This is a genomic window from Kitasatospora purpeofusca, from assembly GCF_034043715.1.
In the GTDB taxonomy this organism is placed as follows: Bacteria; Actinomycetota; Actinomycetes; order Streptomycetales; family Streptomycetaceae; genus Kitasatospora; species Kitasatospora purpeofusca_A.
Genome location: NZ_JAXCLC010000067.1, coordinates 11948 through 27182, shown reverse-complemented (window position 1 = coordinate 27182; position 15235 = coordinate 11948). Strand labels below are relative to the sequence as shown.

Below are 15235 nucleotides of genomic sequence, written 5' to 3'. Positions count from 1 at the left end.
TGTCAGGCGCCCCAGGCTTCGAACTCGTAGATCCGGGCGGCCGGATCGGTGCCCTGGGTCGGTTTCGTCACCACCAGCCGGACGTACCGGGCCGTGGTGGTCACGGGGTGGGTGGTGGCGGCGGCGGTGTTGCCGGTGACGGTGGCGACGGTGGTCCACGGGTCGGTGGCGGCCGAGCGGACCTGGACCGAGAAGTCCCGGGTGTTGTACGAGGCGCTCTCCCCGCCCGCCTGGGCGTGCTTGACCACGAACTTCGTCAGCTGCTTCGCCGAACCGAGGTCCACCTCCAGCCACTTGGCACTGGTGAGGGTGCACCACTTGTCGCCGTTGCCGCCGTTGACGGTGCCGTTGACGGCCTTCGCCGGGCCCTCGTCGGTGTTGCACTGGCCGGAGGCGGTGGCCGGGCGGCCGAGCGCCAGGTCGGTGCCGACGGGCGGGGTGCCGGTCCAGGGGACGGTGGTGGTGGCGACGGTGGAGCGGCCGTACTCGGTGGAGACCGCCTCGACCTCGACGGTGGTGCTCGCCTCCGTCCCCGCCCGGTCGAGCCGGTTGACGAAATAGGCGTCGGACGGGGTGGCGCCCAGGTAGCCCCGGGTGCCGTCGGCGTTGCGCCGGTACAGCTCGTAGTGGTGCACGTTCCCGCCGGCGGACGGCGTCCAGGCGAGCCGCAGCGACTGGCTGGTCCCGGCCACCACGTCGGCCGCGCCGAGCACGGTCAGCCCGGACGGTGCCGCCGGGGCGTCCACCGCGCCGTCGTACACGGCGAGTTGGCCGATCCGCAGATCGTAGGCGGAGCCGGTGCCGGTGGTCCGCAGGCCGATCTGGGCGATGGTGCGGCCGGCGTAGGCGGACAGGTCGACGGTTTTGCGCTCCCAGCCGGTGCCGGTGGTGGCGCCCAGGTCGAGGGTGGTGAAGGTGGTCGGCGCGTCGGTGAAGGAGACCGCGGCGGCGAGCCGGGCGGGCCCGGCGGTGGGCGTCTTCAGCACCACCGACAGCTCGGTGTCGGCGGCGACCGGAAGCCTGCTCTGGTACAGCCGCACGGTGTTGGCGGCGCTCGGCGTCCCGGTGAGGCGCAGCGAGGAGCCGCCCTCGTAGGCGTCGGCGAAGTCGACGGACGGGGTCACCTTGCTGCCGGTGGACTCCACCAGCCAGTGGTAGGTGGGCGGGACGTCCTGGAGCGAGAGGTTGTTCCAGCCTCCGGTGGCGACCCGGGTACCGGCCGCGTTGTAGAAGTCGCCCTCGCCGGAGGAGAAGTTGGTGACGAAGGGCTTGGCGGTGACCGGGGTGGACTCGGCGACGTAGCTCGCCAGACCCTTCCAGGACGAGGAGGTGGAGGTGTTGGAGGGGTCGTTGTTGGCGCCGACCCAGTACCGGGCGTCCTTGGCAAGGTAGTCGGCCCGGTCGGTCGCGGACTTCCAGGTCCACTCGGGGCGGTAGAGGCCGAGCGAGGTGGTGTGCGGCCTGCCGGCGGGGAAGAGCGCGTTCCAGTCGACGCCGGTGTTGTAGCCGTTGGCCTCGGTGTCGATGCCGGAGTAGAGCTCGTACTCGCCCCGGCCGAGGCCCCGGGCCAGGGTACGGGAGGAGTCCAGGCCGCCGGAGGACCAGTTGAAGTTGAGGAACATCGAGTCGGAGGTACGCCTGGCGCCGTCCTGGAGGAAGGTGTCGTTGGCGGTGGTCAGGGCGTTCTGCCAACTGACGGCGCCGGACTCGGTCATGGCGTCGTACCACATGAACTCGGTCGCGTTCTGCGCCTTCGTGTACTGCATCAGGTCGCGGACCTGGCCGGCGAGTGCCGAATCGCCGCCGCCGGTCTCCTGGTTGATGAACCAGCCGTCGAAGCCGTAGTACTGGGCGGCCTGGACGAGCTTGTCGGCGACGGGGTAGCGGCTGCCGGACTTCTGCACGAAGTCGCGCACCCACTGGAGCTGGCCGCCGTACGCGGCGGGCGGGAAGAAGACCGTGCCGTAGACCTTGACGCCGTTGCGGTGGGCGGCGTCGATCACGGTCGGGTTGGGGGCGAGGATGAGGCCCTCGCCGGCGGAGCCGCCCCAGAACACCAGCTTGTCGACGTACTGCCAGTAGCCGAAGGCGTAGTAGTTGGGGTCGGCGGAGCCCTGGGACGGGTTGTTGGAGGTGGGTCCGAAGGAGACCAGGGAGGCGATCCTCCCTTCGCCGGCCCGGGCGTTGGGGTTGGCCTTGAGCGCCGGGTCGGCGGTGCGGGGCTGGAGCGGGACGCGGGCGCGGTTGAACCGGGCGTCCGGGTCGGTGGCCGGGTCCCAGCCGAGGATGGTGTTCGGGTACCAGTAGGAGGCGTAGGGCTGGGTGCCGGTGGCGGCGGTGCCGGTACCGGTGGCGGGGGCGGCCGCCGGGGACGGGGCGGCGGGGGTGGGCGCGGCCCGGGCGACCGTGGGGGTGAGGCCCAGGACGGCTGCGCCGAGGGCGGCGCCCAGCAGGCGGGGGATCCGTCGTCGTGACATGCGCTGGCTCCGTTCGCGCGGAAGGCGGAGGAGGGTGGGGGCGGGCCTCGCCCGGGGCGGGCGCGGCCCGGGGTGCATGTGCGGGTACGGCGTGTGCGGGTGCGGGGTACGGCGTGTGCCGAGTACGGCGGGTGCGGCGGGTGCGGTGCGGTGGCGCGGGCTCCGGGCCGGGTGCGGCGCGCGGACGCGGTGGAACCGGTGCGGGCCCGGGTGCGAACGGGCCGGCCGGACGGCCGCGGGCGCCTCGCCGGACTCCGGCCCCGCGGTGCTGCGCCGAGCGGGGCCCGCTCGGCGCCAGCGAGGCTAAACCGGTTCAGAGGCGCTGTCAACGGTGCCGGTGGAGTTCGCCCCCGCGGGCGAACCGCCGGCCGGTGGCGAGGTGGACTCGCGCACGGTCAGCCGCGGGGTCGGCATCTGCAGGTCACGGCCGGGCCCCGCGTCGTCGATCACCGCCAGCAGGCTGCGCGCCACCTGCTCGCCGAGCGCGAAGGTGTCCCGGCTCAGCGCGGTGAGCGGCGGGTGCACGATCCGGGCGAGCACCGAGTCGTCGAAGGAGACGATGGACAGCTCCCCGGGCACCGCGACGCCCATCTCCCCCGCCACGCCGAGGCCGGCCACCGCCATCACGTCGCTGTCGTAGACGATCGCGGTGGGCCGCCGGGGCCGGGAGAGCAGGGTGCGGGTGGCGGCGGCGCCCTCCGCGTCGCTGAAGTCGGTCGGCACCGAGAGCGCCTCCTCCAGGCCGAGCCGGCGGGAGGCGTCGCGCAGCGCGCGGATCCGCCGCTGGGTGTGCTGGAAGTGCGGCAGCCCGGCCAGGTGGGCGATCCGCCGGTGCCCGATGGCGGCCAGGTAGTCGACGATGGAGAGCATCGCCTCGCGGTCGTCGGCCCAGATCCGCAGCGGCCCGGCGCCCTTCCCCGGTCCGCCGAGCACGACCGCGGGCAGGCCGAGCGCGTCCAGCACGGCGAGCCTGGGGTCGCGCAGCTGGAGGTCGACCACGATGAAGCCGTCGACCCGGTGCTCGGAGGTCCAGCGGCGGTAGACCTCGATCTCGGCCGCGGTGTCCTCGACCACCATCAGGTGCAGGGCGACTGAGTGCGCGGACAGCACCGCCTGGAGGCCGGAGAGCAGTTGGCCGAAGAACGGCTCGACGCCGATGGTCCTGGCCGGGCGGGCGATCACCAGTCCGACCGCGTCCGCCCTGGCCCCGCCGAGGGCGCGGGCGGCGCTGTGCGGCCGCCAGTTCATCTCCTCGGCGACCTGGAGGATCCGGGCCCTGGTCGCCTCGCTCACCCCCGGGCGGCCGTTGAGCGCGAAGGACACCGCGCCCTTGGAGACGCCCGCCCGACGGGCGATGTCGGCGATGGTCGGTCTGCCCACGGGTTCCGACTCCTCTCTTGACAGCCAAGTTTAGGCCGGAGCATAGTCCCTGCAACAGCTAGACCGGTTTAGTAAGACAGGTTCCGAAACCGCGCGCAATCCCCGATGCATCCCCTCCCCCACCCACCACGGGAGAACCCTCATGCGTAGAATCCGGGCGGCAGTGACGACGGCGGTACTCACCGCGACCCTGGCCACAGGCTGCGGACTCGGCTCCGACGGCGGCTCCGGCAGCGGCGACAGCGCGGCGAGCGCCGCCGCCACCGGCGAGGTCAAGGGCCGGGTCTCGCTCCAGACCTGGGCGCTGAAACCGAAGTTCACCGCCTATGTGCAGGGCGTGATCGACGGCTTCAAGCAGAAGTACCCGGGCGTCGAGGTCGACTGGCTGGACCAGCCGGGCGACGGCTACTCCGACAAGGTGCTCAGCCAGGCCGCCGCCGGCACCCTGCCCGACGTGGTCAACCTCCCCCCGGACTTCGCCCTCCCGCTGGCGAAGCAGGGCCTGCTGCTGGACGTCGCCAAGGCCGACCCGAAGGTCGCCGAGGAGTACGTGGCCGGCGGCCTGGACGCCTACCGGTTCGCGGGCCTCGGCGGCACCTTCGGCTACCCCTGGTACCTCAACACCGACGTCAACTACTGGAACGCCGAACTGCTGGCCAAGTACGGCCTGGACCCGAAGAAGCTCCCCACCACCCTGGACGAACTCATCGCCCAGGCGCGGACCTTCAAGGAGAAGGCCGGCGGCTCGGTCTACCTGATGAGCCGCAAGCCCGGCCTCGGCGACCTGGTCGACGCGGGCGTCGAGGTGATGGCCGCGGACGGCAGGTCGTTCACCTTCAACACCCCCGCGGCCGCGGCCGTACTGGACAAGTACCGCGCCGCGTTCAAGGAGGGGCTGCTGCCGAACGACGTCCTGACCGACACCTACGCCGGCAACTCCAAGCTCTTCACCGCCGGCACCGCGGCCTGGACGACCGCCGGGGCGAACTTCATCACCTCCGTCGCCACCGACAACCCCACCCTGGCCCCGAAGATCGTCTCCTCCCCGTCGATGGGCACCCCGCCGCTCTACGTCCAGGGCGTGTCCGTGCCCAAGAACACCAAGAACCCGGCCGCCGCGGTGGCCCTGGCCCGCTGGGTCACCAGCCCGGAGAACCAGGCCGCCTTCTCCCGGCTGACCAGCATCTTCCCCTCCACCAAGGCCTCCGCGAACGACCCGCTGTTCAGCACGTCGGACGGAAGCAACGCCGGCGACGCCAAGGTCGTCGCCTTCACCTCGCTGGCCAGGGCGAAGATGCTCCAGCCGGTCCAGGTGGACGACGCGATGAGCACCATCGTCAAGCAGCAGTTCACCCTCGCGATCAGCGGCGACACCAGCTCCAAGCAGGCCCTGGACACCGCCGTCGAGCGGTGCAACCAGCTCCTCAAGGGCTAGGACCCTGGGGCGGCGGCCCCGCCCCCACGGAGCCGCCGCCCACCGGGACGACCCGCGACCCCCGCCCCAGGAAGGCACGGCATGACCCACCGGCGCTGGTTCACCCCCTGGCTGCTCGCCGGGCCCGCACTGATCTGGCTGGCCGTCTTCAACCTCTGGCCCGCCGCCAACACGGTGATCCTGTCGTTCACCAACGCCAAGCCCCTGGGCGGCGGGCGGTTCACCGGCCTCGACAACTACCAACGCGCTTTCAGCGACGAACAGTTGGCCGACGCCCTGCTCAACTCCGTGATCTACCTGCTGATCTGCCTGCCGCTGCTGACCGTGCTGCCGCTGCTGCTGGCCCTGCTGGTCCAGCGCAGACTGCCCGGCATCACCTTCTTCCGCACCGCCTTCTACACCCCCGTCGTCGCCTCCGCCGTCGTGGTCGCCCTGATCTGGGGCTGGGCCCTGAACGACCGCGGGCTGGTCAACGGCGTACTGCGGCAGACCGGCCTCGCCGACTCGCCGGTCCCCTTCCTCACCGACCGCTGGCTGCTGCTGCTCAGCGCGATCGCCCTGACCACCTGGAAGGGCCTCGGCTACTACATGGTCATCTACCTGTCGGCGCTGGCCAACGTCGGCCGGGAGCTGCACGAGGCCGCCGCCGTCGACGGTGCGGGCACGCTGCGCCGGTTCCTGCACGTCACCCTGCCGGGGGTGCGGCCCACCATGGTGCTGGTCTCGGTGCTGATCTCGGTCTCCTCACTGCGGGTGTTCTCCGAGCTGTACGTGCTCTCCAACGGCACCGGCGGCCCGGGCGGCCGGGACATGTCGGTGGTGATGCTGATCCAGATGTACAGCCGCGGCTTCACCGGCCACCTCGGCTACGCCTCGGCGCTCAGCCTGCTGCTGTTCCTGATCACCCTCGGCCCGATGCTGCTGCTGACGCGCCTCAACCGGAAGGCGGCCTGACCCGTGAGGCGCTCCCGCAGCTTCAACACCCCCTCCCCCGTCGAGACCGCGCTGCGCTACCTGCTGCTCCTGCTCGTCCTGCTGCTGGTCGTCGGGCCGTTCCTGTGGCAGCTCTCCACCTCCCTCAAGGGCCCGACCGAGGACGTCTGGTCCGCCACCCCGCACTTCCTCCCGGACCACCCCACCGTCGACAACTACCTCAAGGTCGCCGACACCATCCCGGTCTGGACGTACGCCGCGAACTCGCTGGTGGTCGCGGCCATCGCGATCCTCGGCAACGTGGTCGGCTGCACCCTGGCCGGCTACGCGCTCGCCAAGCTGCGCTTCCGGGGCGTCCGGCTGGTGTTCGGCCTGCTGCTGGCCACCCTGGTGCTGCCCGGCGAGGCGACCATCGTGTCCCAGTACGTCACCGTGCGCAGCCTCGGCCTGGCCGACACCCTGACCGGCGTCGCCCTGCCCGGCGCGCTGTCCATGCTCAATGTGCTGCTGATGCGCACCGCCTTCGCCGCCGTCCCGCCCGAGCTGGAGCAGGCGGCGCTGGTGGACGGCGCCAACGTCCGCCAGCGGCTGTGGCACATCGGCCTGCCGAACGTGCGCGGCATGCTCAGCGTGATCGTGATCTTCACCTTCATCGGCGCCTGGGACGACTTCCTCTGGCCGCTGATCGTGCTCAACGACCCGCAGAAGTACACCCTGACGGTGGGTCTCCAGTACCTCAACGGCACTTTCAGCGCCAACCCCCGGCTGATCGCGGCCGGCACCATGATCGCCTTCCTGCCGATCGTGGTGGTGTTCGCGGTGTGCCAGCGCTTCTTCTTCAAGGGAGTGGAGGAGGGTGCCGTGAAGGGCTGAACCCCGCACCGGACCGCACCGCACCGGGCGCACCGCACCGCGCCGCACCGCGCCGCACCGGACGCACCGGACGCACCGCCGTTCCTCCTCCCAGGGAGCCACCGACCATGACCACCGCTCCGCGGACCACCGCCCCGCGCTTCGGCGTCAACTACACGCCCACCGCCGGCTGGTTCCACCACTGGCTCGACTTCGACCTCGACGCCGTCCGCGCCGACCTCGACTCGGTCGCCGCGCTCGGTCTCGACCACGTCCGGGTGTTCCCGCTCTGGCCGCTGTTCCAGCCCAACCGGACCCTGATCCGCCCACGCGCCGTCGAGCAGCTCGTGGGTTTGGTGGACGCGGCCGGGGAGCGCGGGCTCGACGTCGCCGTGGACGGCCTCCAGGGCCACCTGTCCAGCTTCGACTTCGAACCGGCCTGGATCCGGACCTGGCACCGCCGGAACATGTTCACCGACCCGGACGTGGTCGACGGCCAGGCCGCCTATCTGCGCACCCTCGCCGCCGCCCTCGCCGAACGCCCCAACTTCCTCGGCATGACGGTCGGCAACGAGGTCAACCAGTTCTCCGGCGAGCCGCACCCCGACCCGCACCGGGCCACCTCCGAACAGGCCGGCGCCTGGCTCCGCCGAATGGTCGACGCCTGCGAGCGGGGCGCGCCCGGCCGGCTGCACCTGCACGCCTCCTACGACGCCGCCTGGTACCTCGACGGACATCCGTTCACGCCCTGGCACTCGGCCCGGATCGGCGCGGCCACCGCCGTGCACTCCTGGGTGTTCAACGGCACCGCGCAGCGCTACGGCGCCCGTTCCACCGCGAGCGACCAGCACGCCGCCTACCTGGTGGAGCTGTCCAAGGCCTGGGCCGGGGACCCGCACCGCCCGGTCTGGCTCCAGGAGGTCGGCGCCCCGGCCCCGCACATCACCGCCGCGGACGCCGCCCGGTTCACCGGCGCGACCGTGGCCGCGGTGCTGGACTGCCCCGACCTCTGGGGCGTCACCTGGTGGTGCTCGCACGACGTGGACCGCTCGCTGGCGGACTTCCCGGAGCTGGAGTACAGCCTCGGCCTGCTGACCTGCGAGCGGCAGGTCAAGCCGGCCGGGCAGCGGCTGGCCGAGGCCGTCGCCGCCGCGCGCGCCGAGTGGCGGGCGCCCGCGCCGCGCCGCACCGCCGTGGTGGTCGCCGCCGGGGACGAGGTGACCGCGCCGGGCCGCTCGGTCTGCGGTCCCGGCGGCGCGGTGTTCGAGACCTTCATGCGGCTGGCCGCGGACGGCGCCCGGCCGACCGCGGTACTGGCCGAGCGCGCCGGCGACGCCGCCCACCTCGCCGCCCGGGGCATCACCGAGCTCGTCCACCCGGACGAACCCCGCCGACCCTCCCTCCCCCTCGCCCAGTCGCCCAACGGAGTCCGCTGACATGCACGATGACCGCACGCTCGTCGAAGCCCGCCTCAAGCGCGTCCTGGAGGAGCGCGTCCGCCCGGCGGTGTACCCCGAGTCCGTCCCGCTGGCCGTCTCGGTCTGGACCGCGCCGGGCGAGCCCGTCCCGGTCGCCGAGGGCCTGGCCGCGCCGCGTTCGCCGATCGCGGTCGGGGACGCCTGGGGCGCGCCGTGGAGCACCAGTTGGATCACCGTCTCCGGGACGGTGCCCGAGTCCTGGGCCGGACGGACCGTGGAGGCGCTGATCGACCTCGGCTTCGACGCCAATATGCCCGGCTTCCAGTGCGAGGGCCTGGTGTACCGCCCCGACGGCACCCCGGTGAAGGGCCTCAACCCGCAGAACCAGTGGGTGCGGATCGCCGCCCCGGCGGTCGGCGGCGAGCCGGTGCTGCTGCATGTCGAGGCCGCCGCCAATCCGGTCATCCTGGACTACCACCCTTTCCTGCCCACCGAGTTGGGCGACCGGGAGACCGCCGGGGACAAGCCGCAGTACCGGCTGGCGCGGATGGACCTCGCGGTCTTCGACGAGACGGTGTGGCAGCTGGTGCTGGACCTGGAGGTGCTCGGCGAGCTGATGGCCGAGCTGCCGGTGGACGGCGCCCGCCGCTGGGAGCTGCTGCGCGCGGTCGAGCGGGCCCTCGACGCGATCGACCTCCAGGACGTCAACGGCACGGCGGAGGACGCCCGTTCGCACCTGGCCGGGGTGCTGGCCGCGCCCGCCGCGCCGTCCGCGCACCGGATCGGCGCGATCGGCCACGCGCACATCGACTCGGCCTGGCTGTGGCCGCTGCGGGAGACGGTCCGCAAGGTCGCCCGGACCGCCGCCAATATGACCGCGCTGCTGGAGGACGAACCGGACTTCCTCTACACCATGTCCCAGGCGCAGCAGTTCGCCTGGATCAAGGAGCACCGCCCGGAGGTGTACGCCCGGGTGAAGAAGGCGGTGGCGGACGGCCGCTTCGTCCCGGCCGGCGGCATGTGGGTGGAGTCGGACACCAATATGCCCTCCTCGGAGGCGATGGCCCGTCAGTTCGTGCACGGCAAGCGGTTCTTCCTCGCCGAGTTCGGGATCGAGAACGAGGAGGCCTGGCTGCCGGACACCTTCGGCTTCACCGGCGGCCTGCCGCAGATCATCCGCAACGCGGGCTCCAAGTGGCTGCTGACCCAGAAGATCTCGTGGAGCCAGGTCAACAGGTTCCCGCACCACACCTTCCGGTGGGAGGGCATCGACGGCACCCGGATCTTCACCCACTTCCCGCCCGTGGACACCTACAACTGCTCCATGAAGGGCTCCGAGATCGCCCACGCGGCCCGGAACTTCAAGGACAAGGGGGTGGCCCGGCACTCGCTGGCGCCGACCGGCTGGGGCGACGGCGGCGGCGGCACCACCCGCGAGATGGTCGGCAAGGCCGCGAGGCTGCGCGATCTGGAGGGCTCGGCCACGGTGCGCTGGGAGCGGCCGGCCGAGTTCTTCGCCAAGGCCGAGGCCGAGTACCCGGAGCCACCGGTCTGGGTGGGCGAGCTGTACCTGGAGCTGCACCGGGCCACCCTGACCAGCCAGGCCCGCACCAAGCAGGGCAACCGGCGCAGCGAGAACCTGCTGCGGGAGGCCGAACTCTGGTGCGCCACAGCGGCTTTGCGCACCGGCCTGGCCTACCCGTACGAGCGGCTGGACCGGATCTGGAAGACCGTGCTGCTGCACCAGTTCCACGACATCCTGCCGGGCTCCTCGATCGCCTGGGTGCACCGGGAGGCGGAGGCGACGTACGCGGGCCTGGCGGCCGAGCTGGAGGAGCTGATCGGCGCCGCCCAGCAGGCCCTGGCGGGCGATCCGGCGGGCGGGCGCGAGCTGGTGTTCAACGGTGCTCCGCACGGGCGGTCGGCGGTGCCGGCGGGCGGCGCGGCGGTGGCGGCCGGCGCGGCGGTGGCGGCGGCCGGTCCGGGCGACTGCGTGGTGGCCGCGCGCGAGGGCGGCGGCTTCGTCCTCGACAACGGGCTGCTGCGGGTCGTGGTGGACGGCGACGGCCTGGTGGTGTCGGCGGTGGACGCGGCGAGCGGCCGGGAGGCCGTCGCCCCGGGCGCCCGGGCGAACCTGCTCCAGTTGCACCCCGACTTCCCGAACATGTGGGACGCCTGGGACGTCGACCAGTTCTACCGGAACACCGTCACCGACCTGGTCGGGGCCGACGAGGTCGCGGTGCACGCCGAGGGCCCGGCGGAGGTCGCGGTACGGGTCGCCCGCTCGTTCGGCTCCTCCACGGTGACCCAGACGCTGACCCTGCGCGCGGGCTCGGGGCGGCTGGACATCGACACCGAGGTCGACTGGCACGAGGTGGAGAAGTTCCTGAAGGTCGCCTTCCCGCTGGACGTGCACACCGAGCGGTACGCGGCCGAGACCCAGTTCGGCCACCAGTTCCGGCCCACGCACACCAACACCAGCTGGGACGCGGCCAAGTTCGAGGCCTGCAACCACCGCTTCGTGCATCTGGCCGAGCCGGGCTGGGGCGTCGCGCTGGTCACCCCCTCGACCTACGGGCACGACGTGACCCGGGCGGTCCGCCCGACGGACGGCGGCACCACCACCACGGTCCGGTTCTCGCTGCTGCGCGCGCCGCGCTTCCCCGACCCGCGCACCGACCAGGGCCTGCACCGGTTCCGGCACGCGCTGGTGCCGGGCGCGGAGATCGGCGACGCGGTCCGCGAGGGCTACGCGGTCGGACTGCCCGAGCGCCGGGTGACCGGCTCGGCGGAGGCGGTGCGGCCGCTGGTCGAGCTGGACCAGGACTCGCTGGTGGTGAGCGCCGTCAAGCTGGCCGACGACGGCAGCGGCGACCTGGTGGTGCGGGTCTACGAGTCCGGTGGCGGCCGGGCCCGGGGGCGGCTGGCGACGTCCTTCGCGCTGGCCGCCGCGGTCCCCTGCGACCTGCTGGAACGGCCGTGGGACGGCACCCGCGGCGAGGTCGTGGCGGACGGCGACGGGGTGCGGCTGGCGCTGCGGCCGTTCGAGCTGGTGACCCTGCGGCTGACGCCGGCGGGCTGATCCTGTTTGCTGTCGGTGTCGTCCTGTCCACGTCGTGCTGTCCACGTCGTGCTGTCCGGCCCACCGCCCCGGTTCCTCCGGGAGCGGCGGGCCGGATGCCCGTCCGTCCGTGCGAACACCCCACCGGAGCCCTCCGCCATGACCGCGCCGTCGCCGTCCACCACCCCGCTCCCCGTCGGCCCGCTCGTCGCCGGTCCGGTGTGGGCCGCCGTCGACATCGGCGGCACCAAGATCGCCGGGGCGCTCGTCGACTCCGCCGGGACGCTCGCCCACCGCGTCCAGCTGCCGACCCCGGCGAAGGAGTCCGGCGCCGAGGTGCTGGCCGTGGTGCACCGGGTGCTGGACCACCTCGCCGCCGCCCCCGACTGGGCGGCGGTCACCGCCGTCGGCATCGGCAGTGCCGGACCGGTGGACCTCGCCGGCGGCACGGTCAGCCCCGTCAACATCCCCGGCTGGCGGGAGTTCCCGCTCACCGCCGAGGTCGCCGCCCACCCCGCCGTGGCCGGCCGCCCGGTCGCGCTGGCCGGGGACGGGGTCGCGATGGCCGCCGCGGAGCACTGGCGCGGCGCCGCCCGGGGCGCCGGGAACGCGCTCTGCCTGGTGGTCTCCACCGGGGTCGGCGCGGGCCTGGTGCTGAACGGCGCGGTGCACCCCGGTCCGAGCGGCAACGCCGGCCACCTCGGCCACATCACCGTGGACCTGGACGGCGAGCGGTGCCCGTGCGGCTCTTACGGCTGCCTGGAGAACATCGCCAGCGGCACCGCCATCGCCCGGCGGGCGCTCGCCGAGGGCTGGGAGCCCCGGGGCGGGGACCGCTCGGCGCGCGCGGTGGCCGAGGACGCACTGGCCGGGCACCCGGTGGCGCTGGCCGCCTTCGACCGGGCGGCGCAGGCGCTGGCGGCCGGGATCGCCGCCACCGCCACCCTGGCCGACCTGCGGCGGGTGGTGGTCGGCGGCGGGGTGGCGGCGGCCGGGCCGGTGCTGTTCGAGCCGCTCGCCCGGCATCTGGACCGCTACGCGGCACTGCCGTACGTGCGCGGGCTGGACGTGCGCCGGGCCGAGCTGGGGAACGACGCCGGGCTGATCGGCGCCGCCGCGCTCTGCCGCTGAGCAGCCGCTGAGCAGCCGCTGAGCAGCCGCGCCGCCCGTCCCCGACCCATCCCCGCCACCACCCCCGGGAGACGTCCGCATGCCGCTGTTCGCCCCGCTCACCAACCCGGTGCGCCCGTACGCCTGGGGTTCGGTCACCGCGATCCCCGCGCTGACCGGTACCGCGCCCACCGGCGCACCGCAGGCCGAACTGTGGCTGGGCGCCCACCCGTCCGCGCCGTCCCTGCTCGACGACGGGCACGGGCCGCGCCCGCTGGACGAACTGATCGCCGAGGCCCCGGAGGAGCTGCTCGGGGCGGCCACCGTCCGGCGGTTCGGCCCCCGGCTGCCGTTCCTGTTCAAGGTGCTGGCCGCCGAACGGGCGCTGTCCCTCCAGGTCCACCCGACCCGGGCCCAGGCCGAGGCCGGATTCGCCGCCGAGGAGGCGCTCGGGGTCCCGCCGGACGCCCCGGAGCGAGTCTACAAGGATCGTGGACACAAGCCGGAACTGCTGTGCGCGCTGGGCGACTTCGAGGCCCTGTGCGGCTTCCGCCCGACCGCCGCCACGGCCGCGCTGCTGGACCGGCTGGCGGTCCCGGCCCTGGCCGGCTGGGCTTCGACGCTGCGCGCGCGGCCCGCCGCGGAGGTGCTCCCCGCCCTGCTCCGGCAGGCCCTCGGCGGCGGCGGTACGGGTGGTCCGGCGGATACTGCCGTGCTCACGGAGGTCACCGCCGCGCTGGAGCGGATCGCGGTGTCCGGCGGCCCCTTCGCCGCCGCCTGCACGGCCTACGCCCGCGCCGCCCGCGACTACCCCGGCGATCCGGGCCTGCTCGCCGCGCTGCTGCTGAACCACGTCCGACTGCGGCCCGGCCAGGCCCTGCACCTGGACGCCGGCGTGCCGCACGCCTACCTCCACGGCCTGGGCGTCGAGCTGATGGCCAACTCGGACAACGTGCTGCGCTGCGGTCTGACCGCCAAGTACATCGACGTTCCGGGACTGCTCGCGGTGACCGTCCCCGAGGCCGTCGAACCGGTCGTCCTGACCGCCGCACCCGCGGCCGGCGGCGATCCCGCGGAGGCCCGCTTCCCCTCCCTCGCGGCCGAGTTCCGCCTCTCCCGGCTCCGCCTCGCCGACCCCGGCGTGCGGATCGACCGCGCGGACGCCCCGCAGATCCTGCTGTGCACCGCCGGCGAGGCCCGGCTGTCCGCCCCCGACGGCTCGGCCCTGCGCCTCGCCCGGGGCGGCTCCGCCTACCTGCCGCCCACCACCGTCCCGGTCCGGCTCGACGGCCCGGGCGCGGAGCTCCACCGCGCGACCGTCGGCTGACGCGGCCGCCCGGTCGTTCCAGCCGCCCTTCCAGCCGTCGTTGCTTCCGTCGTTCCTACCGTCGTTGCTTCCGTCGTTCCCACCGTCGTCGCATCCGTCCGCCCGTCCGCCCCCGCACAGGAAGAAGCCCCAGTCGACTTCCTGTGCCGGGCGTCGGCCGGCCCGGCCTACCGAAGGGTCAGCGCGCGCGGTGCCGGTACGACCCCACGGGGACGCTCCGGGTCAGCGCACTCAGGCCGGGCAGGCGCCGGCGGGGCTGGTGGTGTCCGGCGGAGGCGGCGACCAGGGCCCCGCGCGGGGACTTCACACCCGGCCGGGGCGGCGCCGCGACGGCCGCCTCGTCGGCCAGGAAACCGGAGAGGAACCGCCGCTCCGGCGGGCTGAGCGTACGGGAGCGGCCGGAGGCCCGGTCCCGGGCGACCACCACGGTCCGCGCCCGCATAAAGGTGTGCGGGTCACGGCACACATTCACCACGACATGCGCGGAACTGCGTCCGAGCCGTTCCACCGTCAGCCGTACCAGCAATGGCTCCGGCCCGTGGTGCAGCTGTTCCAGATAATCGATCTCGTGCCGGGCGATCAGGAATCCCGAGGGAAACAGGGATTCCCGTACCGCGGTCGAGTGGTGGCAGAAGAGGTCGTAAATTCCCTCCTGCACGTAGGAGACCAGCCGGGCGTTGTTGATGTGCCCGTTCTCATCGACGTCGCTCCACCGGGTGGGGCAGGCCAGGACGTGCGCGTTGGCGTCCGCCTCGTGGTTCCGTGCCGCGCTCACCGGTGTTCGGCCGCGGCACCGGTGGGCAGCAGTGCCCGCTGCAACCGCGCGTAGTAGACAGCGTGCTCGGAGGCCATCCGGGCGGCGGTCCAGCCCTCCTCGGCGGCCTCGGCCGCGGCCCGGACGACCAGGCTGTCGAGCACGCCGTCGACCGCCCGGCACAGCTCGGCGACCGCCGCGAGGCGGTCGGGGACGTCCGCCCCGCCGGCCGCGCCGCCGGCCGGGAAGGCCGCGAGCGAGTCGACCGCGAGCCGCAGTTCGTCGACGTTCTCGGACCTGGATTCGGAAACGAAATTGCGCACAGTTCTCTCCCTAAACGGTTACGGCATTTCTGGATGCGCGTTCCTGGATGTGTGAACCCGGCGAGCGGGTCCGTGTTCCCCCCGGCGCCATGGACGCTATCCCAGCCCGGGGCGCTACCGGGAGGTATTCGGAACAGGAGCGGAAACTGACCACCATTGGAGTAG

11 protein-coding genes are annotated in these 15235 nt (G+C 73.4%); 7 read left to right on the top strand and 4 right to left on the bottom strand.

The window, feature by feature from the left end; all coding sequences use genetic code 11:
* Positions 1 to 2 precede the first annotated feature (2 nt).
* Positions 3 to 2477, bottom strand: coding sequence for an endo-beta-N-acetylglucosaminidase (locus SM793_RS28385; protein WP_320441149.1), 2475 nt, complete (start codon positions 2475 to 2477; stop codon positions 3 to 5).
* A 303-nt stretch (positions 2478 to 2780) separates the two neighbouring features.
* Positions 2781 to 3857: a LacI family DNA-binding transcriptional regulator gene (locus SM793_RS28380; RefSeq protein ID WP_320441148.1), complete on the bottom strand. Its 1077-nt coding sequence runs from the start codon at positions 3855 to 3857 to the stop codon at positions 2781 to 2783.
* Between the two features lie 163 nt (positions 3858 to 4020).
* Between SM793_RS28380 and SM793_RS28375 the strand changes: the two genes are divergently transcribed.
* From SM793_RS28375 to manA, 7 genes are all read left to right on the top strand, one after another.
* Complete coding sequence (locus SM793_RS28375) at positions 4021 to 5292, top strand: ABC transporter substrate-binding protein (protein ID WP_320441147.1); 1272 nt, start codon at positions 4021 to 4023, stop codon at positions 5290 to 5292.
* Positions 5293 to 5373: 81 nt separating this feature from the next.
* The gene (locus SM793_RS28370) at positions 5374 to 6246 is read left to right on the top strand and encodes a sugar ABC transporter permease (protein ID WP_320441146.1); all 873 of its coding nucleotides are present in this window, start codon (positions 5374 to 5376) and stop codon (positions 6244 to 6246) included.
* A gap of 3 nt (positions 6247 to 6249) precedes the next feature.
* Positions 6250 to 7098: a carbohydrate ABC transporter permease gene (locus SM793_RS28365; protein ID WP_320441145.1), complete on the top strand. Its 849-nt coding sequence runs from the start codon at positions 6250 to 6252 to the stop codon at positions 7096 to 7098.
* 107 nt (positions 7099 to 7205) lie between these two features.
* Positions 7206 to 8513 carry a glycosyl hydrolase gene (locus SM793_RS28360; RefSeq protein ID WP_320441144.1) on the top strand — a complete coding sequence of 436 codons (1308 nt, stop codon included), beginning with the start codon at positions 7206 to 7208 and terminating at the stop codon, positions 8511 to 8513.
* A 1-nt stretch (position 8514) separates the two neighbouring features.
* Entirely contained in the window at positions 8515 to 11577 is a 3063-nt protein-coding gene (locus SM793_RS28355) for an alpha-mannosidase (RefSeq protein ID WP_320441143.1), read from the top strand.
* Positions 11578 to 11715: 138 nt separating this feature from the next.
* Positions 11716 to 12687, top strand: a complete 972-nt coding sequence (locus SM793_RS28350; protein ID WP_320441142.1) for an ROK family protein — start codon at positions 11716 to 11718, stop codon at positions 12685 to 12687.
* A 79-nt stretch (positions 12688 to 12766) separates the two neighbouring features.
* Positions 12767 to 13993, top strand: coding sequence for a mannose-6-phosphate isomerase, class I (manA, locus tag SM793_RS28345; protein WP_320441141.1), 1227 nt, complete (start codon positions 12767 to 12769; stop codon positions 13991 to 13993).
* A gap of 178 nt (positions 13994 to 14171) precedes the next feature.
* Here manA and SM793_RS28340 read toward each other — a convergent pair whose 3' ends face one another.
* Positions 14172 to 14768: a thioesterase family protein gene (locus SM793_RS28340; protein WP_320441140.1), complete on the bottom strand. Its 597-nt coding sequence runs from the start codon at positions 14766 to 14768 to the stop codon at positions 14172 to 14174.
* Positions 14765 to 15070: a hypothetical protein gene (locus SM793_RS28335; protein WP_320441139.1), complete on the bottom strand. Its 306-nt coding sequence runs from the start codon at positions 15068 to 15070 to the stop codon at positions 14765 to 14767. The genes SM793_RS28340 and SM793_RS28335 overlap by 4 nt, the downstream gene beginning before the upstream one ends.
* Positions 15071 to 15235 lie beyond the last annotated feature (165 nt).